Annotated in this window: 25 protein-coding genes and 1 pseudogene; 14 read left to right on the top strand and 12 right to left on the bottom strand. The window is 53.1% G+C overall.

Annotated features, from left to right (window positions below; genetic code table 11):
* The first annotated feature begins 21 nt into the window (after window positions 1–21).
* From RC74_RS14100 to RC74_RS14080, 5 genes are all read left to right on the top strand, one after another.
* Complete coding sequence (locus RC74_RS14100) at window positions 22–825, top strand: IclR family transcriptional regulator (protein WP_039001280.1); 804 nt, start codon at window positions 22–24, stop codon at window positions 823–825.
* 68 nt (window positions 826–893) lie between these two features.
* Window positions 894–2,027 (top strand): extracellular solute-binding protein, encoded by a 1,134-nt coding sequence (locus tag RC74_RS14095; protein ID WP_039001207.1) that lies wholly within the window; start codon window positions 894–896, stop codon window positions 2,025–2,027.
* A gap of 12 nt (window positions 2,028–2,039) precedes the next feature.
* Window positions 2,040–3,170: a CaiB/BaiF CoA transferase family protein gene (locus RC74_RS14090; RefSeq protein ID WP_039001206.1), complete on the top strand. Its 1,131-nt coding sequence runs from the start codon at window positions 2,040–2,042 to the stop codon at window positions 3,168–3,170.
* 17 nt (window positions 3,171–3,187) lie between these two features.
* A complete protein-coding gene (locus RC74_RS14085) occupies window positions 3,188–3,589 on the top strand; it encodes an ArsR/SmtB family transcription factor (protein ID WP_236939938.1) in 402 nt (133 codons plus the stop codon).
* The gene (locus RC74_RS14080; protein ID WP_039001204.1) at window positions 3,582–4,073 is read left to right on the top strand and encodes an SRPBCC family protein; all 492 of its coding nucleotides are present in this window, start codon (window positions 3,582–3,584) and stop codon (window positions 4,071–4,073) included. Before RC74_RS14085 ends, RC74_RS14080 begins: the two co-directional genes overlap by 8 nt.
* Window positions 4,074–4,121: 48 nt before the next feature.
* Here RC74_RS14080 and RC74_RS14075 read toward each other — a convergent pair whose 3' ends face one another.
* A complete protein-coding gene (locus tag RC74_RS14075; protein WP_039001203.1) occupies window positions 4,122–5,417 on the bottom strand; it encodes a D-tagatose-bisphosphate aldolase, class II, non-catalytic subunit in 1,296 nt (431 codons plus the stop codon).
* Complete coding sequence (locus RC74_RS14070) at window positions 5,414–6,376, bottom strand: SIS domain-containing protein (RefSeq protein ID WP_039001202.1); 963 nt, start codon at window positions 6,374–6,376, stop codon at window positions 5,414–5,416. Before RC74_RS14070 ends, RC74_RS14075 begins: the two co-directional genes overlap by 4 nt.
* Window positions 6,377–6,545: 169 nt before the next feature.
* On the opposite strand from RC74_RS14070, the gene RC74_RS14065 reads away from it, so the two are divergent.
* Window positions 6,546–7,319, top strand: a complete 774-nt coding sequence (locus tag RC74_RS14065) for a DeoR/GlpR family DNA-binding transcription regulator (RefSeq protein ID WP_052274701.1) — start codon at window positions 6,546–6,548, stop codon at window positions 7,317–7,319.
* A gap of 16 nt (window positions 7,320–7,335) precedes the next feature.
* Here RC74_RS14065 and RC74_RS14060 read toward each other — a convergent pair whose 3' ends face one another.
* The 4 genes from RC74_RS14060 to RC74_RS14045 form a co-directional block, all read right to left on the bottom strand.
* Window positions 7,336–8,646 (bottom strand): TRAP transporter large permease, encoded by a 1,311-nt coding sequence (locus RC74_RS14060; protein ID WP_039001201.1) that lies wholly within the window; start codon window positions 8,644–8,646, stop codon window positions 7,336–7,338.
* Window positions 8,647–8,648: 2 nt separating this feature from the next.
* Window positions 8,649–9,140, bottom strand: coding sequence for a TRAP transporter small permease (locus tag RC74_RS14055; protein ID WP_039001200.1), 492 nt, complete (start codon window positions 9,138–9,140; stop codon window positions 8,649–8,651).
* A 63-nt stretch (window positions 9,141–9,203) separates the two neighbouring features.
* Window positions 9,204–10,199 (bottom strand): TRAP transporter substrate-binding protein, encoded by a 996-nt coding sequence (locus tag RC74_RS14050; protein WP_039001199.1) that lies wholly within the window; start codon window positions 10,197–10,199, stop codon window positions 9,204–9,206.
* Between the two features lie 474 nt (window positions 10,200–10,673).
* Window positions 10,674–11,615, bottom strand: a complete 942-nt coding sequence (locus RC74_RS14045) for an LpxL/LpxP family acyltransferase (protein ID WP_039001198.1) — start codon at window positions 11,613–11,615, stop codon at window positions 10,674–10,676.
* Between the two features lie 283 nt (window positions 11,616–11,898).
* Between RC74_RS14045 and yghX the strand changes: the two genes are divergently transcribed.
* Window positions 11,899–12,786 carry a YghX family hydrolase gene (gene yghX, locus RC74_RS14040; RefSeq protein ID WP_039001197.1) on the top strand — a complete coding sequence of 296 codons (888 nt, stop codon included), beginning with the start codon at window positions 11,899–11,901 and terminating at the stop codon, window positions 12,784–12,786.
* Window positions 12,787–12,855: 69 nt separating this feature from the next.
* Here the strand turns inward: yghX and RC74_RS14035 are convergent, their stop codons facing one another.
* On the bottom strand, window positions 12,856–13,683 hold the full coding sequence (locus tag RC74_RS14035) for a MipA/OmpV family protein (RefSeq protein WP_052274700.1): 828 nt from the start codon (window positions 13,681–13,683) through the stop codon (window positions 12,856–12,858).
* Between the two features lie 335 nt (window positions 13,684–14,018).
* Between RC74_RS14035 and RC74_RS14030 the strand changes: the two genes are divergently transcribed.
* From RC74_RS14030 to RC74_RS14020, 3 genes are all read left to right on the top strand, one after another.
* Window positions 14,019–15,530 carry an ArnT family glycosyltransferase gene (locus RC74_RS14030; protein ID WP_052274699.1) on the top strand — a complete coding sequence of 504 codons (1,512 nt, stop codon included), beginning with the start codon at window positions 14,019–14,021 and terminating at the stop codon, window positions 15,528–15,530.
* Entirely contained in the window at window positions 15,531–16,424 is an 894-nt protein-coding gene (locus RC74_RS14025) for a glycosyltransferase family 2 protein (protein WP_218918078.1), read from the top strand.
* 109 nt (window positions 16,425–16,533) lie between these two features.
* The gene (locus RC74_RS14020; RefSeq protein WP_039001196.1) at window positions 16,534–16,914 is read left to right on the top strand and encodes a GtrA family protein; all 381 of its coding nucleotides are present in this window, start codon (window positions 16,534–16,536) and stop codon (window positions 16,912–16,914) included.
* 89 nt (window positions 16,915–17,003) lie between these two features.
* On the opposite strand, the gene RC74_RS14015 is transcribed toward RC74_RS14020, so the two are convergent.
* On the bottom strand, window positions 17,004–17,378 hold the full coding sequence (locus RC74_RS14015) for a glycine zipper family protein (protein WP_039001195.1): 375 nt from the start codon (window positions 17,376–17,378) through the stop codon (window positions 17,004–17,006).
* 438 nt (window positions 17,379–17,816) lie between these two features.
* Here RC74_RS14015 and RC74_RS14010 point away from each other — a divergent pair, with 438 nt between their 5' ends.
* On the top strand, window positions 17,817–18,137 hold the full coding sequence (locus RC74_RS14010; RefSeq protein ID WP_039001194.1) for a hypothetical protein: 321 nt from the start codon (window positions 17,817–17,819) through the stop codon (window positions 18,135–18,137).
* A gap of 81 nt (window positions 18,138–18,218) precedes the next feature.
* A complete protein-coding gene (locus tag RC74_RS14005; RefSeq protein ID WP_062628284.1) occupies window positions 18,219–18,464 on the top strand; it encodes a hypothetical protein in 246 nt (81 codons plus the stop codon).
* Between the two features lie 177 nt (window positions 18,465–18,641).
* Here the strand turns inward: RC74_RS14005 and RC74_RS14000 are convergent.
* Window positions 18,642–19,873, bottom strand: a pseudogene (locus tag RC74_RS14000) (IS110 family RNA-guided transposase).
* A gap of 163 nt (window positions 19,874–20,036) precedes the next feature.
* Here RC74_RS14000 and RC74_RS23325 point away from each other — a divergent pair.
* A complete protein-coding gene (locus RC74_RS23325) occupies window positions 20,037–20,336 on the top strand; it encodes a S8 family serine peptidase (protein WP_039000434.1) in 300 nt (99 codons plus the stop codon).
* On the top strand, window positions 20,299–22,533 hold the full coding sequence (locus tag RC74_RS13990; RefSeq protein ID WP_335339595.1) for a proprotein convertase P-domain-containing protein: 2,235 nt from the start codon (window positions 20,299–20,301) through the stop codon (window positions 22,531–22,533). The genes RC74_RS23325 and RC74_RS13990 overlap by 38 nt, the downstream gene beginning before the upstream one ends.
* Here the strand turns inward: RC74_RS13990 and RC74_RS13985 are convergent.
* Genes RC74_RS13985 through RC74_RS13975 form a run of 3 tightly spaced genes read right to left on the bottom strand, consistent with a single transcriptional unit; the run spans window position 22,530 to window position 24,888 of the window.
* Window positions 22,530–23,144 carry a nucleoside/nucleotide kinase family protein gene (locus tag RC74_RS13985; protein WP_052274613.1) on the bottom strand — a complete coding sequence of 205 codons (615 nt, stop codon included), beginning with the start codon at window positions 23,142–23,144 and terminating at the stop codon, window positions 22,530–22,532. The genes RC74_RS13990 and RC74_RS13985 overlap by 4 nt on opposite strands.
* Window positions 23,141–23,911, bottom strand: coding sequence for an ATP-binding cassette domain-containing protein (locus RC74_RS13980; RefSeq protein WP_039000432.1), 771 nt, complete (start codon window positions 23,909–23,911; stop codon window positions 23,141–23,143). The genes RC74_RS13985 and RC74_RS13980 overlap by 4 nt, the downstream gene beginning before the upstream one ends.
* On the bottom strand, window positions 23,911–24,888 hold the full coding sequence (locus RC74_RS13975; RefSeq protein ID WP_082802430.1) for an ABC transporter permease: 978 nt from the start codon (window positions 24,886–24,888) through the stop codon (window positions 23,911–23,913). Before RC74_RS13975 ends, RC74_RS13980 begins: the two co-directional genes overlap by 1 nt.
* Window positions 24,889–25,006 lie beyond the last annotated feature (118 nt).

Genomic DNA, 25,006 nt, shown 5'->3' with positions numbered 1-25,006 from the left:
TTTCAAACTAAAGGAGCGCATATGCCCAAATCTGATAGCGACAATCAAACGGCGAAGTACAACGCTCCTGCCCTGTCCAAAGGCCTCGATATCCTCGAACTTTTAGCCAGCCAAAGCAAAGGCATGAAAAAGTCCGAGATCGCCAAAGCATTGGATCGCTCCATCAGCGAGATTTTCCGCATGCTTGCCGTTCTATCGGAACGTGGCTATGTGGCGCTTGATCAGAAAAGCGAGTGCTACTCTCTCACGCCGCGCCTGTTTGAAATCGCCCATCGTCACCCCCCGATCCGCCGCCTGAACGCGATCGCGGGCGAGGTCATGGAGGATTTGGCCAGAACGCTTAATCAATCTGTACACCTAGCGATTTTACATAATTCGGACATCCTCGTCATTGCCCAAACCGACCCTCCTGGCAACAACGTTACCTCGGTACGCCTTGGGGCGCGGGTGCCACTTATCCTTACGGCTTCGGGCGCGGTTTTGACGTATCAGAAAACCCAAAAAGCCCGAAACGCCCTTTGCGCAAAACTCAAAGACATGCCCCCCGACGCGATGGACCAGTTTGAGCGCAACATTCTCGCCACCAAAGCAAACGGCTATTGCGAGAGCCCCTCGGCGGTTATTCAGGGGGTCTACAATATCTCGGTTCCCGTATTTTCATACTCTGGCGACGTGATCGCAGCCATCACCGTTCCCTTTATTAAACGGCTAGTCGCTTCGAATGACGCCACTATGGAAGAGACCCGCCTTGCCCTCATTCAAGCAGGAAAACAAATGTCGCATTTGATTGGTGCTGGGGCTTCTGACTTTGAGGAGACTTCATAAATCATATATAAAAATATGTTTTACTTCTGAAACTATGTGCCGTAACCTCCCTAAAACCGGAGAGTAAAATGAGCACAACTATCCATCTAAAAGGCATGACTTGGTCAGACCCGCGCGGCTATGATCCCGTGGCCGCCGCCGCAGATGCCTTTTCGCGAAAACACCCGCATGTTTCGATTACATGGGATAAACGCTCGCTTCAGGGGTTTGAAACGACCCCCGTTGACGAACTCGCCGCCGCCTATGATCTGATGATTATTGACCACCCGCATGTTGGTTCTGTGGCAGGCAAAGGCCATTTACTGGCACTCGACGAACACGCATCTGAGGCCAGCCTCGCAGCGCTGGCAAACGAAACCCTCGGCAAAAGCTACATCAGTTATAACCTGCACGGCCACCAATGGGCCCTGCCCGTCGACGCCGCAACACAGGTGCAAGCTTGCCGCCCTGACCTTACCGAGCGCGCCACAACATGGGCGCAAATCGTTGATCGTGCCCATGCGGGCACCCTGCTTTGGGCGCTTCGTTCGCCTCATACCTTGATGAATTTCTATACACTTGCGGCCAATATCGGCCATCCCTGCGGCTCCTCCCCCGACGAGATCATGAACGCGCAAGTCGGTGAAAAGGTGTTTGAGGCCCTCTTGGCGGTCTCCGACCATGTTGATCCTATGTGCTATGGAATGGACCCCATCGCGATCCTTGACGTGATGGCCACCGAAGATCGTTTCCACACATCGCCCTTCATTTACCTCTATAAAGGATACAGCGACGCGGCCTATCGCCCCCACCGTATTGCCTTCACCGACATCCCGACCCTCGGAAAATCCGGCCCCATCGGTTCCGCCCTTGGCGGCACAGGCCTCGCCGTTTCCGCCAAAACAAAACACCCCGAAATCTGTGTCGACTTCGCGCTTTGGGTTGCGGGGGCGGACTGTCAAAGCACGCTCTATACCCAATCGAATGGCCAACCGGGAAACGCGGTGGCGTGGGGCAACGCGGCCGTCAACGCGCCCGTCATGGACGCCTATTTCAACACCCGCCAAACCCACGAATCCGCTTGGTTACGCCCTCGTCATGATGGCTATATGGGATTTCAGGAAGACGGCTCCACCATCGTCAACGATGTTCTACAGCATAAAACCACACCCGCAAAAGCAATGCAGGCGCTCAACGCGCGCTATGCCGCCAGCTTCGCCTAGAAAGACCGCTTCATGACCTACGACGCCCCCCTCAAAGGTATCCGCATCCTCGATTTTAGCCAGTTCCTCGCGGGGCCTTATGCGTCTTTGCGACTGGCCGACATGGGGGCCGAAGTTATCAAAGTGGAGCGCAAAGGCAAAGGCGACTTGTCGCGTTATCTCTATGTTTCCAATGTGATGATCGACGGGGAAAGCACGATTTTCCATGCGATCAATCGCGGCAAATCCTCGGTCGAGTTGGACCTAAAACAAGACGCCGATCGCGAGAAAATTATGGCGCTTGTCGACAGCGCGGATGTGGTGATCCAAAACTTCAGACCGGGGGTTATTGAGCGACTTGGCCTTGGCTATGAAGACGTTAAAGCCCGCAAACCAGATATCGTTTACGGCTCGATCTCGGGCTATGGCACCGGACACGACTGGCAAAAACTGCCCGGTCAGGATTTACTAGCGCAAGCCCGTAGTGGCATCATGTGGCTGTCAGGTGGCGGCACGGATGGCCCCGTGGCAATGGGCCTTCCCATTGCCGACATTCTCGCAGGGGCCGCCCTTGCTCAGGGCCTCCTCGCGCTTTTGTTCCGTCGTGAACGCACTGGCAAAGGCGGCCTTGTGGAAACCAGCTTGATTGAAGCGATCACCGACCTTCAGTTCGAGCTTTTGACCACCTTCCTCAATGATGGCGGCATACTGCCCCAACGCCCCAACAACAACCCCGCCCACGCTTATTTATCCGCCCCCTACGGCGTGTATCGCACCGAGGATGGGCATATCGCGGTGGCGATGAACGACCTCAAACACCTGTGCGACTGCCTCGATCTTGACGCTGCGTTCCACGATCTTGACCCCTTCAAGCATCGCGATTCAATCAAAGCGGAGCTGGCAAATCATTTACTTTTGAACACCACCGATCATTGGATGACGGCCATGATCGCAGCCGATATTTGGGCCGCCCCCGTGATGGATTGGAACGGATTGATGGGGTCTGGCGTGCTACAGGAGCTTGATATGATTGCCGATTTGGAACGTGGTGGCGAACATTTCAAAACACTTTCCGCACCGCTGCGCATTGATGGGGTGCGTCCCAAAGCGCTAGGTGCCGCGCCGCTTTTGGGCGCCAATAATAAGCTCCTTGAACGGGAATAACAAAAGCGGGCGAAGAGTTGACACAGCCCTCCCTGCAACATAACTTTTTGGTTATGAAACCAATTAGCTATGAAGCAACAACCCTAGATGCAGTATTTTCGGCTCTTGCGGACCCCACGCGCCGCGCCATTCTTGCCCGTCTGGCCCATGGGGAAGCGACGGTCAAAGAACTGGCTGCGCCGTTTAATGTCAGCCAACCGGCGATTTCAAAACATCTAAAAATATTGGAAAACACCGGGCTAATTGCGCGCGGCCAAATCCGACAAAGTCGGCCTGCGTACCTGCGAGCGGAACCAATGAAAGAGGCCATGAACTGGCTAACAGAATTTCGCCGTTTTTGGGGGGTGAGTTTTGACCAACTCGATCACCTATTAGAAACACTAAATGACGACGGAAAGGACACCCACGACCATGAGTAACCTCCCAGTATACAAGTATAATCGCGGATTTGAGGCCCCCCTTGCCAAGATTTGGAAGGCGTGGACGGATCCAACACTTTTGGCTGTTTGGTACGGCCCGGGTGTTGAAACGATCATCCATGAGTTTGATCCCAAGGCGGGCGGGCGCTGGCTTAATGAGATGAAATGGGGTGAAAAATCTGATTTCAGCCGAATGGATTTTATCGAAGTTGAAACGGCCAGACGGATGGTGTGGAACCACTCCTCCACAGATAAGGATTGGAACATTCAGCCCAGCCAAATGATGCCTGACTGGCCCAAAACGCTTCTGACAACAGTTTCCTTTGTTGACAAGGGTGACAAAACCAAAGTGCAGTTGGAGCAAATTCCCGTGGATGCAACGGAGGCAGAAATTGCCTGTTTCACCAAAATGATGAGCAACATGGACAACGGTTGGGGCAAGGGCTTTGATCTTCTTGAAACGTTGATTTCCGACAAGGTGTAACCACATATAAGGGCCAAATCGCTTCGGCCCTTATAGATCTTCTAGTGGCTACCCAAGGCCGTTCCGACAGGCGTTGCTATAGGGGGCAAGTGCGCGCCTCACATTTGCGAGGGCCAAATCTTTGGCAAGTGCGGGAGTCTCGCCAAGGGCAACCGATTGATACTGACATGGCATAAACTGGCTGATCAACGTCTCTGGAATTTGCAGTCCTTCGAGTGCACCAAATAGCGCATCCACCGCTTTGACGGCTTCTGGATTCGTCCAATAATAGCGGATGCGATCACTATAACTATAGTGCCGCTGGATTTTCTGGGCGGCCTTGGTGCCCGTGTAATAATCCTGCCAGTATTCGGGTTGAGCCAGCATGATCTGCTCTAGCTTTGCGGGCAAGGTTCCTGCGTCATACCCCTCGCAAATTTCCCCGGCGATTTGATCAAGCGCGTAGTAAGCTTCGCGCAAGGCAAACGTCAGCCCCGGTCCCACTTTGAGAATGGCAAAACCGCCCGTTACGAGCGCGCGCAGGGCTTGCGGCGTTTGATAATCGGTTGAATGCGCTTCAAAAACCACACGCGCGTATTCCTTGCGCCACGTGCTGAGTGCGCCCGCTTTTTCTGGAACAAAGTGGATAACGTTGGCATGGCCAAATTCCACACCCGGCTGCACGACAACGCCAATGGAGCGGGCAAAAGCCTCCTCAAGACCAAGCGCTGCAAAGGCATTCTGATGCAAAACCATGGTTTCGCTTACGTCCTCGCAGGTCGTAACCTCGAGTAAGTCGAGTTCTTCTGATGCGCCTCCGGGTACCGGCACTTCGGTTCCGATGATATAGGCGGGCGGCAAATGTCCTTCGGCGCGGGCCGCATCATCGGCCACCTTCGCCAGTTCTGCTGCGCGTGTTGCGACGGTTTTTGGCGGCAACGGATTTACATCATCCGCACAGGCCATGCTCGCGTCCAAGTGGATTTTGGAAAACCCCGCGCGGGCGTAGGCTGCCGTCATTTCACAGGCTTTTGCCATGGCCTCGGATGCGGGAAGTTTGCGCCATGGATTCGGCCCCAAATGGTCGCCCCCAAACAGGATACTATCGAGGGGAAAATCAACGCTTGCCGCGATACCCGCCACAAATTGGCGGAAGTCTTGTGGCGTCATGCCTGTATATCCGCCGTCCTGATTGACCTGATTACAGGTGGCCTCGATCAAAACAAATCCGCCATTATCGGCCGCCTCCAAAAGGCTCGCCTCAATGACCATCGCATTGGCGCTGCAAACGGACGTGATGCCAACAAAATCTTTTTGGTTGTGCTGTTCTGGAAGGGCGAGCAAGTGATCTAGGGCGTGTTTCATTGTGTCTCCAACATGACAACTTTGGTGAGGTGGCGCGGCGTCGTTGTGTCGATTCCTTGCGCGGCGGCATAGCGTTCGCCTAACAATTGCAGCGCGGGAAGGCACTCAACACCCGAAAAATCCCCTGCACTGGTAACATCTAGCGAGATATCGCCTGCGCCGCCAAGCCCTAGAACCCAAGCGCCTTTTGCCTGTAGTTCCTTGACCAACGCCGTTTCATCAGCGCGGGTATCTGCATGGTACAGCATCACAACAGCGGTGCGTTCGTCAACGAGGCTGATCGGGCCGTGTCGGTATTCGCCCGGATGAAAAGCCTGTGTGTAACAGATCGCCATTTCTTGAAGCTTGAGCGCACCTTCGAGTGCAACACCGTAATTTGCACCGCCCCCGAGAAAGACAAAATGTGTGCGCCTGGCGTAAGCGTCCGCGGGAACCGCATCCAAGGCCAGCATAGTTTCCTCAGCGCGACCTGCCATAGCATCGTCGATCTTTAGGCCCGCCATCGCGTAGCCCGCCAACAGCATCAAACTCGCAGATGAGGTCATAACAATCCCCTCGCTGGGATGCGTTTCAAGTTCCACTGCGATGGATGCGGCCCCACTTAACGCGGAGTTCGGAGCACAGGTGACGCCAATCGTTTTTTGCCCGCGCGCATGGCTTGCCAGCACGGCCTGAACCGTTTCCGTGGTCTCACCGCTGCGAGAAAGGGCGATAACTTCGACGTCCCCCGACCCCTTCGCGAGGTAGGCCTGTGGGCGCACGATCCATTCGCCAGCGGGTACGGCAATGGCGCGAAGACCATTGGCATTCATCGCGGCAGTGACCGCCAGCGCAAGGTTGTAGGACGTGCCGCATCCAACAATCACGCGCGTACCGTTCATGGGCACAAGGGGCGCGGGCATTTGAGCTGCGCGCCAGTATTGGAATTGTCCAAAGATGCCTTCAAGCGTCGGGTTCATATTGGTTTCCTTATGTTAAACTTTGGCGCGCTTGCCTTCGACTGCGTCACAGGCGTCTCCCCGCGGCATCAGGTTTTCTCCAAAATACGCAAATAAAGATCACAGTCAATCATATTTATGATTGAAATTGACGCATTCCTGTGTCAAAACTAAGAGAAACGGGGATTTCATGACAACTGACCGCCATTCTGACCTGCTCCTGCTTCTTTTGGCTAAGGGGCAAACATCCGTTCAAGACATCGCAACATCCCTCGGGGCCTCGCTTGCGACCGTGCGGCGGGACCTGATCGAATTAGAGCAAATGGGCAAAATAGAGCGACGGCACGGGTCCGCGCGCATCGCGACAGGGGCGCACAAGGAATTGGCATTTTCGGCACGGGAACAGGCGCAGATCGAGGCGAAACGCGCCATCGCCTATGTTGCCGCGCAGGAAATCCGGCCCGACGAAACGCTATTTTTAGACGCGAGTACAACCGTCCTGCAATTGGTGCCGCATATTCGCAATATGAATTCACCCGTCAAAATTTTTACCAACGGTCTGGTTGCCGCCCAAGAGCTTGCGCATATTTCCCATGTCGACCTCACCCTCATTGGCGGGCGCGTGCGTGCCGAAAACCTTTCGATGGTCGGCGCATCCGCGATTGCGATAATGGAGGGGCTTTGGATTGATCGTTTGTTCCTCGGCGCCACCGCAATAGACGACGAAGGCCGCCTCACCAGCCTAGAATCCGAAGAGGCCGCAATGAACGCGCAAATGATTAAACGCAGCGCGAATGTGACGGTTTTAGCCGATAGGAGCAAGTTTGGACACCGCGCAACGCATGCCGTCGCGCGGCTTGATGCCAAACACACATTGATATCCGAATGCAGCCCAGAAGGTCCACTTGCTGGCTACATTGCGCGCGCGGGCCTCACATTCAAACTGGCTGATGTGGACGCCTAGAAATGCAATTTGGCTCCTAGTTAAAGGTTTCGGGCATGACCATTTTTGGCAGCCACAGCGCGATCTCAGGAAACACGATGATGAGAAGCAGGATTGCGAGCATTGGCAGTAGAATAATCACAACATCGCGCATCACCTGCACCACATTCATGCCGCCAATCGACGCAGATATCAGCAAACACAGCCCATAAGGCGGCGTCACGAGGCCAAATGCGAGAGAGACGATGCCGATAATTGCAAAGACGATTGGATGGATATCGGCGGCAGTTGCAACCGGCAACAGAACCGTGCCCAGAATGATAATCGTTGGGATCGCATCAATAAACAAGCCAAAGAAAAGGAACAGGCCAGCGATCACGAGGGCGGTTCCGAACGATCCGAACTCAAGGCTGGTCATGAAATCCACGATCAGGCGCGGCACGTTAAAGAAGGCCAAAAGCCACCCGAACGCAGAAGCCGTCCCAATTGCAAACAGCGAAATCGACGCGAACCGCCCCGTGTCATAGAAGATATGACCAAGGTCGCGCACCGAAACGGTCCGATACACAAACATGCCAAGGATCAAGGAGTAACCGGCAGCAATAATGGCGCTTTCTGTTGGGGTCACGATACCGCCGACAATGCCGCCAATGACCAAAACAGGGGTCATCAAAGCAAGGAACGAGCCCTTAAATGCATGCCAAATATCACACAGGCTGGGCTTACCGATGATGGGGTAATCATAAACTTTGGCATAGCCATAGACCGTGGCCATCAAGGCGACGCCGATCATTAACCCCGGTGTCGCACCCGCCAAAAACAAGGCGCCGACAGAGGTTTGCATCACTCCGCCCCAGACGATCATCAAGATGCTCGGCGGAATAATAACGCCCATTACCGATGAGCATGCCGTGAGCGCAATCGCGAACCGCGTATCATACCCTTCCTTGACCATCGCTGGGATGAGGATTTTACCACAGCCCGCCGCATCGGCGGTTGAGGAACCTGAAATTCCGGCAAAAAGCATCGACACGGCGACATTCACATGCCCAAGGCCGCCAGGCATCCAGCCCGTCAAAACGCGCGCAAGGTCGATCAGCTTATCGGTTATTTTCCCCGAATTCATCAAGTTGGCCGCAAGTAAGAAGAAAGGCACAGCCAGCAAAATAAACGAGTTATAAGATTGAAACATCCGGTCCAAAACGATGAACGGGGTCAACCGCAAATCCAGCAAGACGATTGGGATTGTCGCGATCCCAAGCGCAAAAGCGACGGGAATGCGCATTGCAACGAGGAAAATGAACCCGCCCACAAGAATGGCGCAGGCGAGACCGGTTGAAACAATCATGCTTAAACTTTCTGAGTAGAAGCGCGGTATTCCGCGACAGCTTCATACAGGCGATAGCCCGTGAAAAACATCCAAACTACACCGGTAATTGGGACTGAAATATAGGTAATCATCATATTCGCACGCATCATGACCGAATTTTGAATGTAGCCAAACTTGGCGTATTCGATCCCGTACCACGCGAAAATAACGGCAAATGCTCCGACCATAACAAGGACAAATCCGTTTTGAGTGAGCTTGAGCAGTGGATTTCTGGCGTCAGGAATAACGCGCACATCAAAATGCGTTCCGTCCCAAACGGCGACCATGGCCCCGATCATAACCACCCAGACAAACAGGAATGTCGCCAGTTCTTCGGTCCAAAGATAGACAGGGATAATGCCAGTATAGCGCGCGACAACTTGCATCCCGACCGGAATTGCCAAAGCGGCAACAAGGAAACCGAGCAGGAAACGAAGACCGTTGCAGAAGGTATCTAAAAAGCGTCCGAACATAGGGCCCTACCGATCAATGGATGAACCCCCAACGCCTGAAAACGTTGGGGGCAAAGAGAGCGATTATTGCTCGCGGATTGCTTTAAGAAGGTCGGTCGCGCCCAATTCAGTCGCATATGCATCCTGTACGGGGATCACCATTTCCAACAATTTGTCGCGATCAGAAAATTCCAAAACGGTAATTTGGCCCGCATCGATCATCTCTTGCATTTTGAGACCATCTTCGGTGCTTTCCAAGTTGCGACCAAATGCGCCGGCTTCGGCACCCGCTTGAAGAACTGCGGCTTGAAGCTCTTCTGGAAGTTTACGGAAAGTTTTGCCACTCATAACGATGGGCCGCACCGTGATTGCATGGCGGGTCAACGTGATGTTTGGTGCGACTTCGTAGAACTTGAGGTTCTGGATCGACGCCGCTTCGTTTTCAAATCCAGCAATCACGCCTGTCTGAATCGCGTTATAAACCTCGTTATAGGCAATCGCCGAAGGTGCAGCTTGGATCGCAGAGAAGATTTGCGCTTGGATCGGAGCGCCCATGACGCGCATCTTGTGGCCCGTCAAATCAGCCATATCTTTGACCGGTTCTGCGGACGCCAAATTGCGGACACCGCCCCCAGTATATCCGATAATTTTGATGTCAGCTTTTTCAAGCAACTCATCCTCGAGGGGCGCCATAACACCGCTTGAGAGGGCTGCATTCCAATGGTCCAAATCGCGGAAAAGGAACGGCATATCCATGAGGGGGATCGATGGGGAAAAAACAGCCATATTGGACGGCGCCATAACGGCATAATCGATCGCAACACCCTGCTGCAAGAACGTCACGAAGTCGCTTTCGTCCCCAAGCTCACCATTCAAGCGCAGATCAAACTCAACATCACCATCATAGGATTCAGCCACGAGTTCTTCAAACTGTCTCAGTGTTTTTGTGTAGGCATGATTTTCATCAAACATACTCGCGCCGCGCAACGTGATCGTATCGGCAACGGCGGCAGAAGCGAAAAGCGCTGACGCCGACACGGCGCAAACTGCGATGCACTTAAAAGATTTGTAAAATGACATGTATTCCTCCCAAGAAACTATATGTGACTCCCTCAATGTCGAGCGACGTCGCCAACATCTATAAGCGTCGCATTTGTAAATCGTCAACAAAATTTGTTAAATTTTGGAAAAAAATCATGTCGATCCACATATTTTGGGCAAACACCATTTCTAGCCAAGCCTTTCAAAAGGGCACCATTGAATAAAAGATTCATTTCCCAGACCTCATAGGACGCCGCGCCAATTCCCACGCCTAGTCAGCCATCTCCTTCACTGAAAGCCATCACGACTACGCTCATAAAATAAGGGGATACATAGCGGACCTGTATTCAGAACGGCAACGGCCGCACCAGAAATTGGCCAAACCATCCGCTGTCAAATGGTTCCCCGACCAACGTCGCACTATCGGGCTTCGAAAAGGTGGCAAATTCCACTCGACGTGGGGGGAAAGATCAAAAATCTAGTTTTTGTAAATATTTGTAACAGGCCCTAAATCTAGGAATGTGACGATTTAGTTGCCTTACGCAGCAACCGAGCCCAATGTTTGTCATATACAAACCCCCAGTCGCAAGGAAATCTGCGGAGGAGAGGTTCAAGCGCGGCGATCCAGTTTTGAGTGGTTTCAAGGGGATCCGTCGGTGTGATAACGTCGCCAAAATGCAGTGTCAAATGCTCGGGCGTTTGCTCAACCATCACCGGAAGGATTGCGGCATCACATTTTGCAGCAAACCGCGCAGGCCACCCCACAACCCCTGCAGCTTCGCCAAAAACGATGGCACGAACGGTATCGCCACTCTTGTTGACAGGAGCATCGACGGGGGGCGCCGTTTTGATCCGATCCACCACACCGACCACGATCTTGCCTTGCCGAAGTGCCTTGAGCACCGCGCGCGCCACAAGCGCATCGCCGTTGCGCCGCACGTCAAATAACTCACAGCCGATATGAGTGTAATATGGCCGCTGTGTGATCGCGCGCGACTCTTTTGCGGGTTCGCGCACAAGCATCAACGTGGGGAACCGCGCAGCCAAGGCGCGCACCATTAGCACCGACCCATGACAATGCGGCATGACAAGCAACACGCCCTTGCCTTCCTGTAGCGACGCTTTAAGCCGCGCTTCCTCCGGGATCACGAGCAGCCGATCAATTTCATCCGTCTTCCCCAACCGCAAACGCTCCATCCGGCGCAACGCCAGAATAAACCGCTCTACGAAACCTCGATATAGCAATCGTGGCGGGCCTTGCGACACAACCTTTGACAAACCCAAAGCTGTTTCCATGAGCGGACTGCCCGGTAGGTAATATGCAGCCCACAACACGCTCCGAACGATGGAATACCCAACATCTTGAAGAGGCTTAGGTGCAGTTGCGAGGCGTTTTGTGCCGCGATCAACGGAAAACCAGATACGGTCTTTGAATTTTGTAAAACTAGATTCCAATTATCTACACCGGCACCTTTCGCCCTCTTTGAGAGCCCACGCATTGGCGGTCAACTATTGCCCCATAGGACCGTTTTGAAACGATAATTGCAACGCGACGCACACTCTGTAAAGACGATATCCGACACCCAATGCGCCCTGAGACCCCCTATTGGAGCCAGAAAATAAGTGGACTCCCATGAGAATTCGACCATAATTTAGGCTTGGCCAAATCTTCAATAATGGCCTATTTTGTGTTTTGAACGCTGTATTTTGACATTCAACAACATTGGGAGTTTCTAAAATGAACCGGAAAAAGGCCTCTGATTTCAACCCGAAATTACTCGAATTATACGACGGATACGTTCATGGAAAAATGACAAAACGAGAATTCCTGTCTAATGCGACCCGCTATGCTGCGGCGGGTGTCGCTGCCACGGCAGTCCTTGAAAGTTTGCAACCAAATTATGCACTTGCGCAACAAGTTGCCCCCGATGACCCCGACATTGAAACGATGACTGTGGAGTATGAAAGCCCCGAAGGTCATGGCACAATCAAAGGTCTTATGGCAAAGCCGGCGGGCGCCACTGGAAAGCTCCCCGCCGTTTTGGTTGTGCATGAAAATCGCGGCTTAAACCCCTATATCGAGGACGTCGTGCGTCGATTGGCCAAGGCGGGGTTTCTTGCGTTTGGCCCCGACGGTTTAACACCACTTGGCGGCTATCCCGGAAATGATGACGACGGGCGCGACATGCAAAAAGAACTCGACAGCACCAAACTGATGGAAGATTTCTTTGCCGCCTTCGAATTCCTTGTGGATTACGAACAAAGTACTGGCAAAGTTGGGGTTGTGGGTTTCTGTTATGGCGGCGGTGTGTCCAATGCTTTGGCGGTGGCCTATCCAAATCTGGCGGCGGCTGTGCCTTTCTATGGACGCCAACCCACCGCCGAAGAAGTGGCCGCGATTGAGGCCCCCCTCCTCATCCACTACGGCGAATTGGACGAGCGCGTGAATGCAGGTTGGCCCGCCTATGAGGCCGCTCTGAATGCGGAAGGGAAAACCTATGAAGCATTCATTTATGAAGGCGTAAATCACGGGTTCCATAATGACACAACGCCGCGCTACGACGAGGCAGCCGCAACACTGGCATGGGATCGCACCCTCGCCCATTTCGAAAAATACCTGAATTAAACGCTTCATAGGCATCTGCGTAAATGCAGGTGCCTATGATCTTCTGTGGCAATGTTTTAATCGAAACCTTTAGAAATCGACGCTGATGCGACGTGTAATGCCGACCTCGATTTTCAGGCTTTCGTCCGACCCGCCAAGGACGATTGGCGAATTCCCAGCGTCGCCCATGAAACGACTATAACCAGCCACAGCTTCAATCCCCCAACGTTCGTTGAAATCGTACCGCGCGCCCAACACCACACCAGCCGAAACGAGTCCGCCATTCGGGGCGTATTCAGAATATTGGCTCGCGGCCGCTTCGTCCGCCGTGATGCCAAAATATGTCTGGGTATATTTGTCGCTCCCAATCAGCAATCGGGGGCCGAGCGTCAGTGTCCACCCTTCGGCGGGAGTTGCTATAACGTCAAAACCAGCCTCGCCGACAAAGGATTCATGCCCAAAGAAGCCATATCTAACATCGGCAAATCCGCGAAAATGTTTTTCCTCGTAGCCAACCCCAAAGCCAAATTCCTGTGTCCAATCCACATCCGATAGGCCGGCCAACTCAGAGTAATCCGCCGAGTTTCGCTCGCCAATAAACCGTGCCGAGCCACGCAAGCCCCAGCCAGTTCGATATCCAACGGTCTGTCCTGATCCGTATTCAAACCCGTTCGGAAACCGAACATAGTCAAATCGAACCGAACCTCCTGGTCCGCTTTCCAAATCTGAGGACCCGAAATACGCCGACTCTCTTTGAGCGCCAAGTCGTATCCCAATAACCATATCTGGGTCCGCAGAATCCAAATACCCATTCTCGTCGAAAATACTGAGGGTTTCTTGCGCCACAGCCGGCAAAGCAAGCAACGAAGCACCCAGCGTAATCCAGATGCAAGTGTCGGAAATATTGAAGCGAGCCAAATGAAACCCCTGTTGAATTTGAGAAGAAAGCCAGAATAACCAGCCTCAATCCTATCACAAAGCACGAACAAGTAACTTAAAGAAATCCAACCCGTATGTAGAGTTTTCCAGATGGGTATTTCTAACACATACCCTTATTTTACTATCTGTACCTTCGGGGATAAAAGCCCCGCGTCCCTTGTATTGATCTATCCAGTCCAACACATTTACATTGCTCTAAACTGTAACCATTTATTTTCTAGGGGAAAATTGTTGATTGTTGCGACACGCCCCTTCGCTTAGACTTCCCAAAAAACTGGGAATGCAGGAAGCTTCCCTTAGACTTGGGGAACATCATGGCTTCTTTCGGCGACGCAAACACCGTGCAAAACGAGCCTGAACCGGCCACACTCCACCTCAAAGTGACCTATTTGCCGTATATCTACGGTAGCCTGTTCCTGCTTTTCATCACACGAATCGTCGCGATCTTCCTATTGCCGCTGACGGATACCACCGAGTCGCGCTACGGCGAGATCGCCCGTAAGATGATTGAAACCCGCGATTTCATCACCCCACAGTTTGATTACGGCATTCCGTTTTGGGGCAAGCCGCCCCTACATACATGGCTCTCCGCTGCGGGTATAAACCTCTTTGGCGAAAACGAATTTGGCGCGCGCATATTTATCTTTCTAGCGGCGCTCTTGCTGCTCCTTTTCTTCTATAAGTGGGCCAAAACCATTGTTGGCACCAACGCCGCTTTGATCTCTGTTTGCGTTTTGTCGTCTACGGGATTGTTTTTCGGGGCGTCGGCATTTGTTATGACCGATTTAGCGATGGCTTTTGGAACGACTCTCTCGATGATGGCGTTTTGGTCGATTGCGACACAGGGCAAAGCGGCGCGTATCGCGGGGCATCTCTTCTTTGTAGGGCTCGCAATTGGCATGCTGGCTAAGGGTCCTGTTGCGGTCGTCCTTACAGGTATTCCAATTTTTCTATGGCTGCTGATCGGCTGGCGCTGGCGCGTTTTGCAATACCTGCCGTGGATCACGGGGATGTTGCTTGCCGTCATTCTCACTGCTCCATGGTACTATCTCGCCGAGCAGAAAACACCCGGCTTCCTGCGGTATTTCATTATCGGCGAGCATTATGAGCGGTTTGTTGTCTCGGGGTGGCAAGGCGATTTATACGGGTCGGGACATTCGCGCGCCAAGGGCAGCATTTGGCTGGGTTGGATTTTGGCGGCTTTGCCGTGGTCGCTTATTGGCGGATACATGTTGTTTTTCCCGCGTAAATTGCGCACGGCGTTCAGGCTGGATAGCGCGGGTCTTCGCTCCTACTTGCTTCTGTGGACCATCGCGCCGATGATCCTCTTTACGCCTGCGGCCAACATTTTGGCGTCCTACGTCCTGCCCGGCCTGCCCGCTGCGGCGCTGTTGTTAACGATACTAACCGTGGATATTTTTGGCGCCACACCGACGAAAACAGTGCGCATTCTGTTTGGCTCTGGGATGGCACTCATGATCGGCGTCTTTGTGCTACTCTGTGCCGTCCTTGCGATTTCTCCCGACAGTCTGGACCTTCGCTCCCACAAGTCGACTGTCAAAATCGCGTCCCAACGCGTTGAGGCCCCCGTCTTTAACCTTTTGGGTGGCAGAAGCTATTCTCTGGAATTCTATACCAAAGGCAAGGTTCAGGTTTTGGCGGATTTCGATGCGATTTCCGGCCTAGCTGACAATGGTAAAACCGACGTCCTTCTTGTCGAACCGCGGCAGAAAGCGGAGGTTGAACAGGCCTTCGGTGACAGGTTCACATACCTTGGTGAATTCGGGCGCAAAGCCGTTCTGATCGAAAAAATTGAGGGTAATTAGATGAATGCCACGAAAACACACAAGGGCCCCACAACCGACACGTCAGAATTGAGAGTGAAAGCCCCCCTTCCCGACCTCTCCATTGTCGTGCCTGCGCATAATGAGGAAGGCAATATTGAGCAGACCATCAATGCGATCATGTCGGAAGTGGTGCGCCTCAATATTTCCACCGAAATTATCGTTGTCGATGACGGAAGTGCCGACGCCACCTTCAAAACCGCAAGCAACATGGGCCAGCATTTCCCCGTTTCTGTCCTGCGGTTGTCGCGCAATTTTGGTAAGGAGCACGCGATTTCGGCGGGATTGAGCGCGTCCACAGGCAATATCGTGGCGATCATCGACGCAGACCTGCAAGAACCTATTTCCTATTTAGAAGAAATGCTGGGCGAGCTTAAAAATGGCTATGAAATGGTCTATGCTGTGCGCGGAAATCGCGACGATGAATCCGTTCCAAAACGTTTATTTACTTCGGCGTTTTACAAGCTGCTATCAATGGGAAGCGATGTTGTTATCCCGCAAGATGCTCGCGATTTCCGCGTGATGAACCGTAATGTTGTCGATGCTTTATGTGCCCTACCCGAACGTAACCGCTTCATGAAAGGGCTCTATGGATGGATTGGTTTCAAGACCAAGGCCGTCCCTATTGAAATGAAACAACGCACCTCTGGGCGCTCAAGTTTTGGTTTCAGCGCCCTCTTCAAACTGGCCCTCACGGGTATTACCTCCTTCACCAATTTCCCGCTGCGGGTTTGGACGGGTGTCGGGAGTGTTTTGGCTATTCTCTCAATTCTATATGGCCTTTGGATCTTCGCCAAAACCATCATCTGGGGCGTTGATACCCCCGGTTTCGCCACCATTACCGTCGCTATCTTCTTTTTGGGGGGATTCAGTTGATCTCAATTGGGGTGATCGGCGAATACCTTGCGCGCGTTTTCACCGAGGTCAAAGGCCGCCCCGGCTTCATTGTCGCCGAGATTTCACGACCAGAAAATCAGGACGATTGATGCTCAAAAGTGTTCTGAAATTCGGACTAGTTGGCGGCTTGGCAACCTTGGTTCATATCACGGTTGGCATCCTGTGGATTCGGTTTGGATTGAACCCTTTGGTCGCAAATTTCCTCGCCTATATTACCGCGCTTATTGTGAGTTTTTGGGGCCACCACAGCTTCACCTTTAACAATCACAACCTCCCCTTGGGCAAGACGGCACCTCGTTTCTTAACAACGTCGGCGCTCGGTTTTTTGCTGAATGAATTGATCTTGGCGAGCCTTGTCGGGCTCAATCTTATGTCCCCGTCGAGCGCCCTCGCTTTGGCCACTCTTTTGGTTGCGGGTTTTACATATCTGTTGAGCAGGCGCTGGGTCTTCAACGACCCCTCACACTAGTTCGCCGCCACCTATTTCTAGGCAGCGGCGATAAGGACGTCTTTAGAAACGCTTCGTGTTTAAGCCATGCGACGCACAGCTTAGATCGATCAACCTACGACATTATAGCCGCGGCCGCGCATACAGTTTCTAACCAAGACTTCGCGGTTAGAGTTGTTCTGCAGTGCGCTCCCAGTAGCGCCGACGAGCGCTCCGATTGCAACACCACGGCCAGATTGGTACGTGCTCCCTTTTGAAATCGCGGATGCGGCGCCACCAACGGCAGCAGCTGTTGCGACCGTACCGATAGTACCTTCGTCAACAAGGGGCTGGGAGGCCGCGAGGTTTTGACATTGCGAGAGATCGTAGTTGTAGTTTGCGCTCACAGGTCCGTCGATGATTGGCGTATAACCCGCCCCTGTATTCGTACATGCGGTGGCCAAGAATAGAAGTGGCACGACTGAAATTTTCGTAAGTTTGAGCATGTTAATTCCCTTCAGAATTTTGATGACCTCGGTATCTTGTTCACTGAGGGGTTTCCTCAGCATACGTTGACTAAAACCAGTCTACCCTAACCACTAGGAGCAATCCACTCAATTTCTCGAAATGGAGCGCCTGCCGTAGCGGTCGCAAAAACGGGAAATTACCATTATCTTTCATAATGTTAGCACAAACACTCTCCCAACATCACGTGCCATTGTTATCGGATATCAGCCGGAAGAGATTGGATATCAGCCCGAACCTTCAGCAAAAAACTACTATTTCAAGCGGAAACAATATTCCCAATACCAACTGCCGTCTGAGCAAGAACAACAAATTTTAATTATTTAGAAAACGCGTTGGTCAAAACAATATGGATTAAACCGCCCTCTCAGCCTACATGTTAACACATTGTTAATAAATGAAATGGGCGGAACTATCAGATGATTAGGAAATCATCATCCATTCTCTGCCTTGTTTTGGCGGTATTGAGTGCAAGCCTCTTTGTCCGCCATGCATCGGGTGAGAATATAACCGCACAGAATAATGGCCGTGAACAGGTGACGGTTTCCGGCTCCCTTGTTACGCGGGCCAATGGCGTTGACTGCCCGCAAATCAAAACCAACGATGGAACGCTCATCGCTATTTCGTATATTTCGCCAGAAATTCCGATGGGAACGCACGTCGTTGTAAGCGGCGTCTACGCCATCGTGACCGACTGCCTCGGACGTGTCGTCGTGGCGCAAGAAACCACTGTATTTTAACGAGGACGGAAAACCCAAACCTCGATGCCCCCCTGCCGGTCGCCGTTTGAGTTTAAAATTTCACCAAACAAGGATTTCCGAATGCCCCATCCAATTGTAAATGACCCAATGCTGAGCCAACAATGGCATCTTCGCAATTCGGGGTCTGGGCTGTTTGATCTTAATATCGTTGGCACTTATGGGGGTGTGTCCCTTTGGAACGAATATACCGGTGCCGGTATCAACGTATTCGTCATAGATAACGTCCTATGCGCGGAATATTTGGCTGATTTGGCATCAGGTCATTGTCGTGTCGAGGCGTCTCAACACGTTCAAAGCATGGCTTAGTTCGGCTTTTTGGTCAACGACAGTCTCTCCCATAACAAACACAGAGTACGCTTTTGCGGCTCTCACCGTCCTTAAGACTAGATCATCGGGTCGCTAACACAGAAGGCCTGAACATTATCTACGAGGTCAGTTGCCTACCTCCACGGCCCTTACAGAGAAAGGTCCTTCTGCGATCGATCACCCCTCAAAGAAGGGGCGATAGGGTTCGCCATGTTTAATGATCCCATGAACAGTACGGGCCATCTTGGCGGCGATTGCGGTATATGCTTTGCGGCGCAAATGTTTGTTGTGGCGGTCCTTCGCGATGTAGCGTTCGAACTTGTCTCGAAAGCTGTTGGTCCGCTGCAGAATGGCGACCTGGCCTGCCATCCAGAGGGTGCGGCGCAGTCGGGCATTACCATATTTTGACAGCTTGGTTTGGCCCCGGAATGTGCCCGATTGGATCGTCGCGAGGTCCATTCCACAGAACTTTAAGAACTGTCGGTGATGTGCAAACCGGCGCAGGTCACCTGCTTCCGCCAGAATGGTCAGGGCGTTAACCGGACCGATGTCAGGGACCGATGTCAGCAATTGATAGTCAGGCAGATCTTTGAGAAGCGCCACGGCACGATCCTCAATCTGATTGCGTTGCGCGATGAGACTGCGACCTTCACCGAGGACCAAACGGAACATGCCGATCGCGTCAGAATCGGGAGCAATAGGCAGCCCCACAGATGCTTTGGCGGTCTCATAAATGTCAGCAAGCAAACGTTCTTTTGCAACCTTACGGCCCACAACGTCCCAGGCGTCAGCGGTAAATGCGTCCTTGCTCATGGCTGAGATAAAGTGTGGTGATGGATAGCGCTCAAGGAATGCAAAGAACCAGTCGCTGCGCGAGCTGCGGTGAAAGCGGTCGGCTTCGGGTAAATACAGCGGCAGGTAATGTGTCAGCACTCGGTGCCACAGTTCTGTCTTTGACTTGGACACGTGTCATGGGTTTTAGACAGCTCTTGGATGTCGTTCGTTCCACACACCAGTGGGTCGTGATAAAACTGCTCATTCCCGATCTCCATCATGTGAAGGATGGCCTGAGCGTCCTTGGGGTCGTTCTTGTCCCAGCTGTTATGCAGAGCTTCCCGGGTACGCGCCAAAGCCCATGACGATACCAACTTCACCTCAAAGCCTGCGGTTGCGAGGTGATAAGCAAAGGCGCGGTGGTAATTACCAGTCGCCTCAAAAGCTGCGCGCACTGGACGGCCATAACTGGCCAATGATGTGATCAACCGCTGGAAGTCCTCCATTTGGTTGAGGACAGTCAAACGGCGGCGGCGCTTTTTGCCTAGAATGGCTATCAAAACTTCATGCCGTGCTTTGGCGATGTTGATGGCCACTAAAACTGCTGCATCTTGTGCAATAACAATCTCGGTCATAGTCGGTCTCCTTTGCAGTGTGGTTTGTTGCAAAAACTACTGTAGGGACCTGAGGCGAGGCTATGACCACCTGCTGCGCCATTTGGGGGCTGCGCAGGCGGTCATAGCCTCTCAACCAGCATCATTCCGAAGGTGTTACGGATTTGACTATACTCACAAGGATTTGGCGGCCAATTACGCCACCCTTCTCGACTATAATTTCACCGATGATGATGACAACCCTTTTGGCATCGCAAGCAATTCGCATGGAACGGCGGTCATGGGTATCATTGGCGCGGTTGGGGATAACGATATCGGCACAACGGGTATCGCCTTTGAAGCAACCTTGGTTGGGTATCGGATTGAAAACTTCATTGGCGACGCTTGGCTGCAAAACGTCCGCGACTCAATCGCGAGTGCCGCGACGCGTGGCGCTGATGTGGTGAATATCAGCGCCACGCGTCGCAAACGACACCAGCTCTGAATTCTGCATAGGGTACGATGCGACGCGATTCACCGAGATTGGCGCTTCGATCAGCCTTGCCGTTTCAACGGGACGCGGCGGGCTCGGAACAACCATTGTTAAATCTGCGGGCAATTCGCGTGGGGCCCATTATGATGTCAATTCTGACCCCTGGACCAACAACACCCAGCAAGTCGTCGTCGCCGCCGTTGAACAGGACGGTTTTATCTCCAGTTATTCGTCCTACGGTGCTGCCAATTTGATTTCTGGTTTTGGCAGCTCGGGCGAAGTTGTCACCACGGATCGCACCGATAACGAAGGCTATACCACCACAAACTACATGAGCACGTTTAACGGCACTTCGGCTGCGGCGCCAATGGTCGCGGGCGTTGTTACCCTCATGTATGATGCCGAGGAAGGTCTTGGCTGGCGCGATGTCCAGACGATTTTTGCCTATACGGGGCGGCACGTCGGCAGTGTTGTCGACAACGCCACGTTTGCAGGTTCCGAACGCACACCGTGGCACTTTAACGCCGCCGAGAATTGGAATGGCGGCGGTCTGCACTTCAGCAATGATTACGGATACGGCCTTGTCGATGCGCATGCGGCGGTACGGTTGGCTGAATCATGGCTCACTATGGGAGCCGTACAAACAAGCCTCAATGCGCGGGGGAGTTTGGCAAGCGTTGCCGTCGCGGCCACGATCCCCGACGCGAATGCCACCGGTACCAGTTTCGAACTCCAAGGCGGGGAAGCTATTTTGGTGGAACGGGTCGCCGTCACGCTGACGTTCTCGACAACGTTTCTGGGTGACATGGTGATTTATCTAACCTCGCCGGAGGGAGAAGAGCACCTGTTAATCGCGAACCAAGCAGGAGGTGCCGTTTTTGACGGCGCTTATACGTTCGAAAGCCAAGCTTTTCGCGGCGAACGGAGCGACGGCACTTGGACTGTGCGGATTGCGGACGTTGGGCCAGGCGACATTCTAACCGTTTCGGACATCGTGTTGACCACCACCGGGTCAGAGATTTCCGCCGATGACCGCTATATCTTTACCGATGAGTTTTCCGATTATGCAGGCACAAGCAACCACCGTGTCGCCTTTGACGACACAAATGGCGGCGCCGACTGGATCAATGCCGCAGCGGTCACATCGGGGGTAACCCTCAATTTCGCCACGGGCACAGGGGTGATTGACGGCGTCGCCATAACCGTTTCGGGCGTTGAGAATGCCTATACGGGCGATGGCAATGACCATGTGGTGTTAGGGGATACCGCGACAACGGCCCATCAAATTCACCTTGGGCGTGGAAATGATTCCGTGGAGGTGACAGCAGAGACCATCGACGGCCTCTGGAACACTTATGACGGCGGACAAGGGAACGACACATTCTATTTCCACGTTGTTTCACAGTCGTCGGGGCATGTTATTAACTTGGAAGATGGCGTCATAACCTATGACGGCGTGGCCCAAGCTTCGGTTGCGCGTTTTGAGGCTGTCAACGTATCCGGTGCTGCGGGAAGTATCGGCACCTCCGCTCAGAACGTGTTTTACGCTCAAGGGAATTTCGGCAATACAATCGACGGGCGCGGCGGCAATGACTTCATCAACGCGGGGGGCGGCAATGACACGCTCATTGGGGGCAACGGGAACGACTACCTCGACGGCGGTACGGGAGCCGATAGGCTCTATGGCGGATTGGGAATTGATCGCGCAAACTACATTAATGCGGCGAGTGGCCTACGCGTCGATTTGCAAATTACGTGGTCCAATACAGGGGAGGCCGCAGGCGACACTTACTTCTCCATCGAAAACATTGGCGGCTCCAACCACAACGACCTTCTGATCGGAGATGCGGGTGCGAATTTGCTTCTTGGGCGCAACGGCAATGACACGCTCTATGGCCGAGAGGGTGTCGACAGGCTCTATGGTCAATACGGCCAAGATCGCCTCGCTGGTGGCACAGGAAACGATTTCCTAAATGGCGGTGTTGGCGCGGATACATTTGTTTTTGGCACAGGATCGGGAAGCGACTTTGTAGACGATTTTGTAGTGAATGTGGACAGGATTGAGATTTGCTCAGGCGCAAACAACTATTCCGATTTGACATTCACCACCGCAGGAGCGGACACGATCATATCCTTCTCGAACGTGGCCATTCGACTGGATGATGTTTTACCGGGGCAACTCGACGCGGGCGATTTCGCGTTCGTTTAGTCCAAAAGGATGTCCGCTTTCAACGAGAGTTTGGCGATGAGGTCCGCATTCACCAGATCATTGCCCTGTGCACGTATGAGGGCTGCCGCTGGCGACAGGCCCTGCCCTAACCAGCGCTCTAGGAGGCGTTGCTGCAAGATATCCCGTGACACCTTCAGCCGAAGAGAGATATCCCAAAAGGCCACCAAATCCCGCCAGTCTTGGGCATCAAACAAAAGATAATTCCCTTCGACGATCACTGTGTCACAAGCCTTATCGACGCGCCCTTCTGCGGCAATCGCGGCATCCAATGTGCGATCAAAAATCGGGTAGAAAACCTCATCCTCGGTCTGAATCCGCGCGACTAACATCAGAAACCCCCTGACATCAAAGGTTTGCGGTGCGCCCTTTTGGGCAAAATTTCCCTGCGCGTGTAATTGCGTGTTGCCCAGATGAAACCCGTCCATTGACAAAACCCGCGTGTCACACCCCGCCGCCGTCATTCGATCTGCCAAATCCTGCGCGAGGGTGGATTTCCCGCTGGCGGGTGCCCCCGCGAGCGCCACAAGGCGTCGCCGCCCCTTGCGTGGAGCGGCGAGGAGTGTGGTGCAAATCGCGTCTAGGTCCCTCATTCAGAACCTTCAGGTGCGTCTTTTGCGCCGGTCATAAAGGCCACGGCATCCGACATCGTATAGTCTTTGGGATCAATAACACACAGGCGTTTGCCCAACCGATGCACGTGGATGCGATCCGCGACTTCAAACACATGCGGCATGTTGTGACTGATGAGAATGATCGGAATCCCGCGCGATTTCACGTCTTGGATCATCTCAAGCACTTTACGGCTTTCCTTAACGCCAAGCGCCGCTGTTGGCTCGTCCAGAATGATAACCTTGGAGCCAAACGCCGCCGCCCGCGCCACGGCCACCCCTTGGCGTTGCCCGCCAGAAAGAGTTTCCACGGCTTGGTTGATGTTTTGGATGGTCATAAGGCCAAGTTCCGTGAGCTTTTCGCGCGCCGCTTTTTCCATGGCAGGGCGATCCAATTGGCGTAGAAATTTGCCGCGAAACCCCTTCTTGAGGAGTTCGCGCCCCATAAACATATTATCCGCAATCGACAAAGCTGGCGACATGGCAAGGGTTTGATATACCGTCTCAATCCCTTCCTTGCGCGCCTCAATCGGGGAGGCAAAACCGATTTTCTTGCCTTCGAGAAAAATCTCGCCTCCGTCGGGTTGCACCGCGCCAGAAATGGCCTTGATAAGGGTGGATTTTCCAGCACCATTGTCGCCAATTACCGCCAGAATTTCGCCCGGCATAAGATCAAAGTCGCAGTTATCGAGCGCCGTGACGCGGCCATAGCGTTTCACCAGATTGCGGGCGTATAAAATGGGTTCCATCAGACTGATACCTTTCTAATCCACTGGTCAACGGCCACAGCACTAATGATGAGCACGCCAATCAGCAGATATGTCCATTGTGCGTCGGCTCCCAAGAGGCGCAGACCCATACTAAAGACCCCCACGATCAACGCGCCAAACAACATACCCACGACCGAGCCACGTCCGCCAAAGAGCGAGATACCGCCAATCACAACCGCTGTGATACTTTCGATATTTGCCAATTGCCCAGACGTTGGAGACACAGACCCGATCCGCCCGATCATCGCCCATCCGGCGAAGGCGCAAATTAGCCCAGACAACATATACACCGAAATCAATGTGCGCTTAACATTGACGCCAGAAAGCTCAGCCGCGTCCGGATCATCCCCGACAGCATAAACATGCCGTCCCCACGCGGTTTGGCGCAGGACATAGGAGAGGAAAAGAACCAGCAGAACCATGAACATGGTCCCGAAGGTAAAGACCGCGCCGCCAATTTCCAGCTTTTCCCCGAACAGATGCAGCAATGGTGCGTTCTCGGAGATGTCTTGGCTGCGAATAGTTTCATTGGCCGAATAAAGGAAATTCGTCGCCAAAGCGATTTGCCACATGCCCAAAGTCACGATGAAAGGCGGCAATTTAATATACGCCACAAGCCAGCCATTAATGAATCCGACAGCCGTCCCCACCGCAAGGCCGAGCACAATTGCGAGTTCAACAGGCATCCCATAGCGAAAGGTAAATTGGCCCATCACGACCGAGCTGAGCACCATGATCGCCCCGACGGAAAGGTCGATTCCCGCCGTCAAAATGACCAGAGATTGGGCCGCACCCACAATGCCAACGATTGTGACCTGTTGTAAAATCAACGTCAGCGCGAAGGGTGAAAAGAACTTTGATCCCAGCAAAATGCCGAAAATCGCAAGGGAGGCCACCAAGACCACCATGGGAACCAAAGACGGCGTTTCATGTAGCGCATGTTGAATGCGACGCATCGGGGAGATGTGATCTTGGGAAAACGACGCGACCGTATCAGGACCGGCGACAGTGGTTTTCGGTTCGTTGGATAGGGGGGCATGGGGAGCCTCTCTGCCAAATGTAGCACAAAAAGGG

This window comes from Falsihalocynthiibacter arcticus, from assembly GCF_000812665.2.
Classification (GTDB): Bacteria; Pseudomonadota; Alphaproteobacteria; order Rhodobacterales; family Rhodobacteraceae; genus Falsihalocynthiibacter; species Falsihalocynthiibacter arcticus.
Note: the sequence above shows the minus strand (reverse complement) of the source record. Positions and strands in the feature narration are given on the sequence as shown.

Coding starts and splice junctions, on each gene's coding strand:
- RC74_RS14050 (WP_039001199.1), bottom strand. CDS start 10,199: ATGTCATTTTACAAATCTTTTAAGTGCATCGCAGTTTGCGCCGTGTCG.
- RC74_RS14060 (WP_039001201.1), bottom strand. CDS start 8,646: ATGATTGTTTCAACCGGTCTCGCCTGCGCCATTCTTGTGGGCGGGTTC.
- RC74_RS14005 (WP_062628284.1), top strand. CDS start 18,219: ATGCCCCATCCAATTGTAAATGACCCAATGCTGAGCCAACAATGGCAT.
- yghX (WP_039001197.1), top strand. CDS start 11,899: ATGAACCGGAAAAAGGCCTCTGATTTCAACCCGAAATTACTCGAATTA.
- RC74_RS14055 (WP_039001200.1), bottom strand. CDS start 9,140: ATGTTCGGACGCTTTTTAGATACCTTCTGCAACGGTCTTCGTTTCCTG.
- RC74_RS13980 (WP_039000432.1), bottom strand. CDS start 23,911: ATGGAACCCATTTTATACGCCCGCAATCTGGTGAAACGCTATGGCCGC.
- RC74_RS13985 (WP_052274613.1), bottom strand. CDS start 23,144: ATGAGGGACCTAGACGCGATTTGCACCACACTCCTCGCCGCTCCACGC.
- RC74_RS14025 (WP_218918078.1), top strand. CDS start 15,531: ATGAATGCCACGAAAACACACAAGGGCCCCACAACCGACACGTCAGAA.
- RC74_RS14015 (WP_039001195.1), bottom strand. CDS start 17,378: ATGCTCAAACTTACGAAAATTTCAGTCGTGCCACTTCTATTCTTGGCC.
- RC74_RS14010 (WP_039001194.1), top strand. CDS start 17,817: ATGATTAGGAAATCATCATCCATTCTCTGCCTTGTTTTGGCGGTATTG.
- RC74_RS14075 (WP_039001203.1), bottom strand. CDS start 5,417: ATGAAACACGCCCTAGATCACTTGCTCGCCCTTCCAGAACAGCACAAC.
- RC74_RS14095 (WP_039001207.1), top strand. CDS start 894: ATGAGCACAACTATCCATCTAAAAGGCATGACTTGGTCAGACCCGCGC.
- RC74_RS14080 (WP_039001204.1), top strand. CDS start 3,582: ATGAGTAACCTCCCAGTATACAAGTATAATCGCGGATTTGAGGCCCCC.
- RC74_RS14100 (WP_039001280.1), top strand. CDS start 22: ATGCCCAAATCTGATAGCGACAATCAAACGGCGAAGTACAACGCTCCT.
- RC74_RS13975 (WP_082802430.1), bottom strand. CDS start 24,888: ATGCGTCGCATTCAACATGCGCTACATGAAACGCCGTCTTTGGTTCCC.
- RC74_RS14065 (WP_052274701.1), top strand. CDS start 6,546: ATGACAACTGACCGCCATTCTGACCTGCTCCTGCTTCTTTTGGCTAAG.
- RC74_RS14020 (WP_039001196.1), top strand. CDS start 16,534: ATGCTCAAAAGTGTTCTGAAATTCGGACTAGTTGGCGGCTTGGCAACC.
- RC74_RS14070 (WP_039001202.1), bottom strand. CDS start 6,376: ATGAACCCGACGCTTGAAGGCATCTTTGGACAATTCCAATACTGGCGC.
- RC74_RS14030 (WP_052274699.1), top strand. CDS start 14,019: ATGGCTTCTTTCGGCGACGCAAACACCGTGCAAAACGAGCCTGAACCG.
- RC74_RS14090 (WP_039001206.1), top strand. CDS start 2,040: ATGACCTACGACGCCCCCCTCAAAGGTATCCGCATCCTCGATTTTAGC.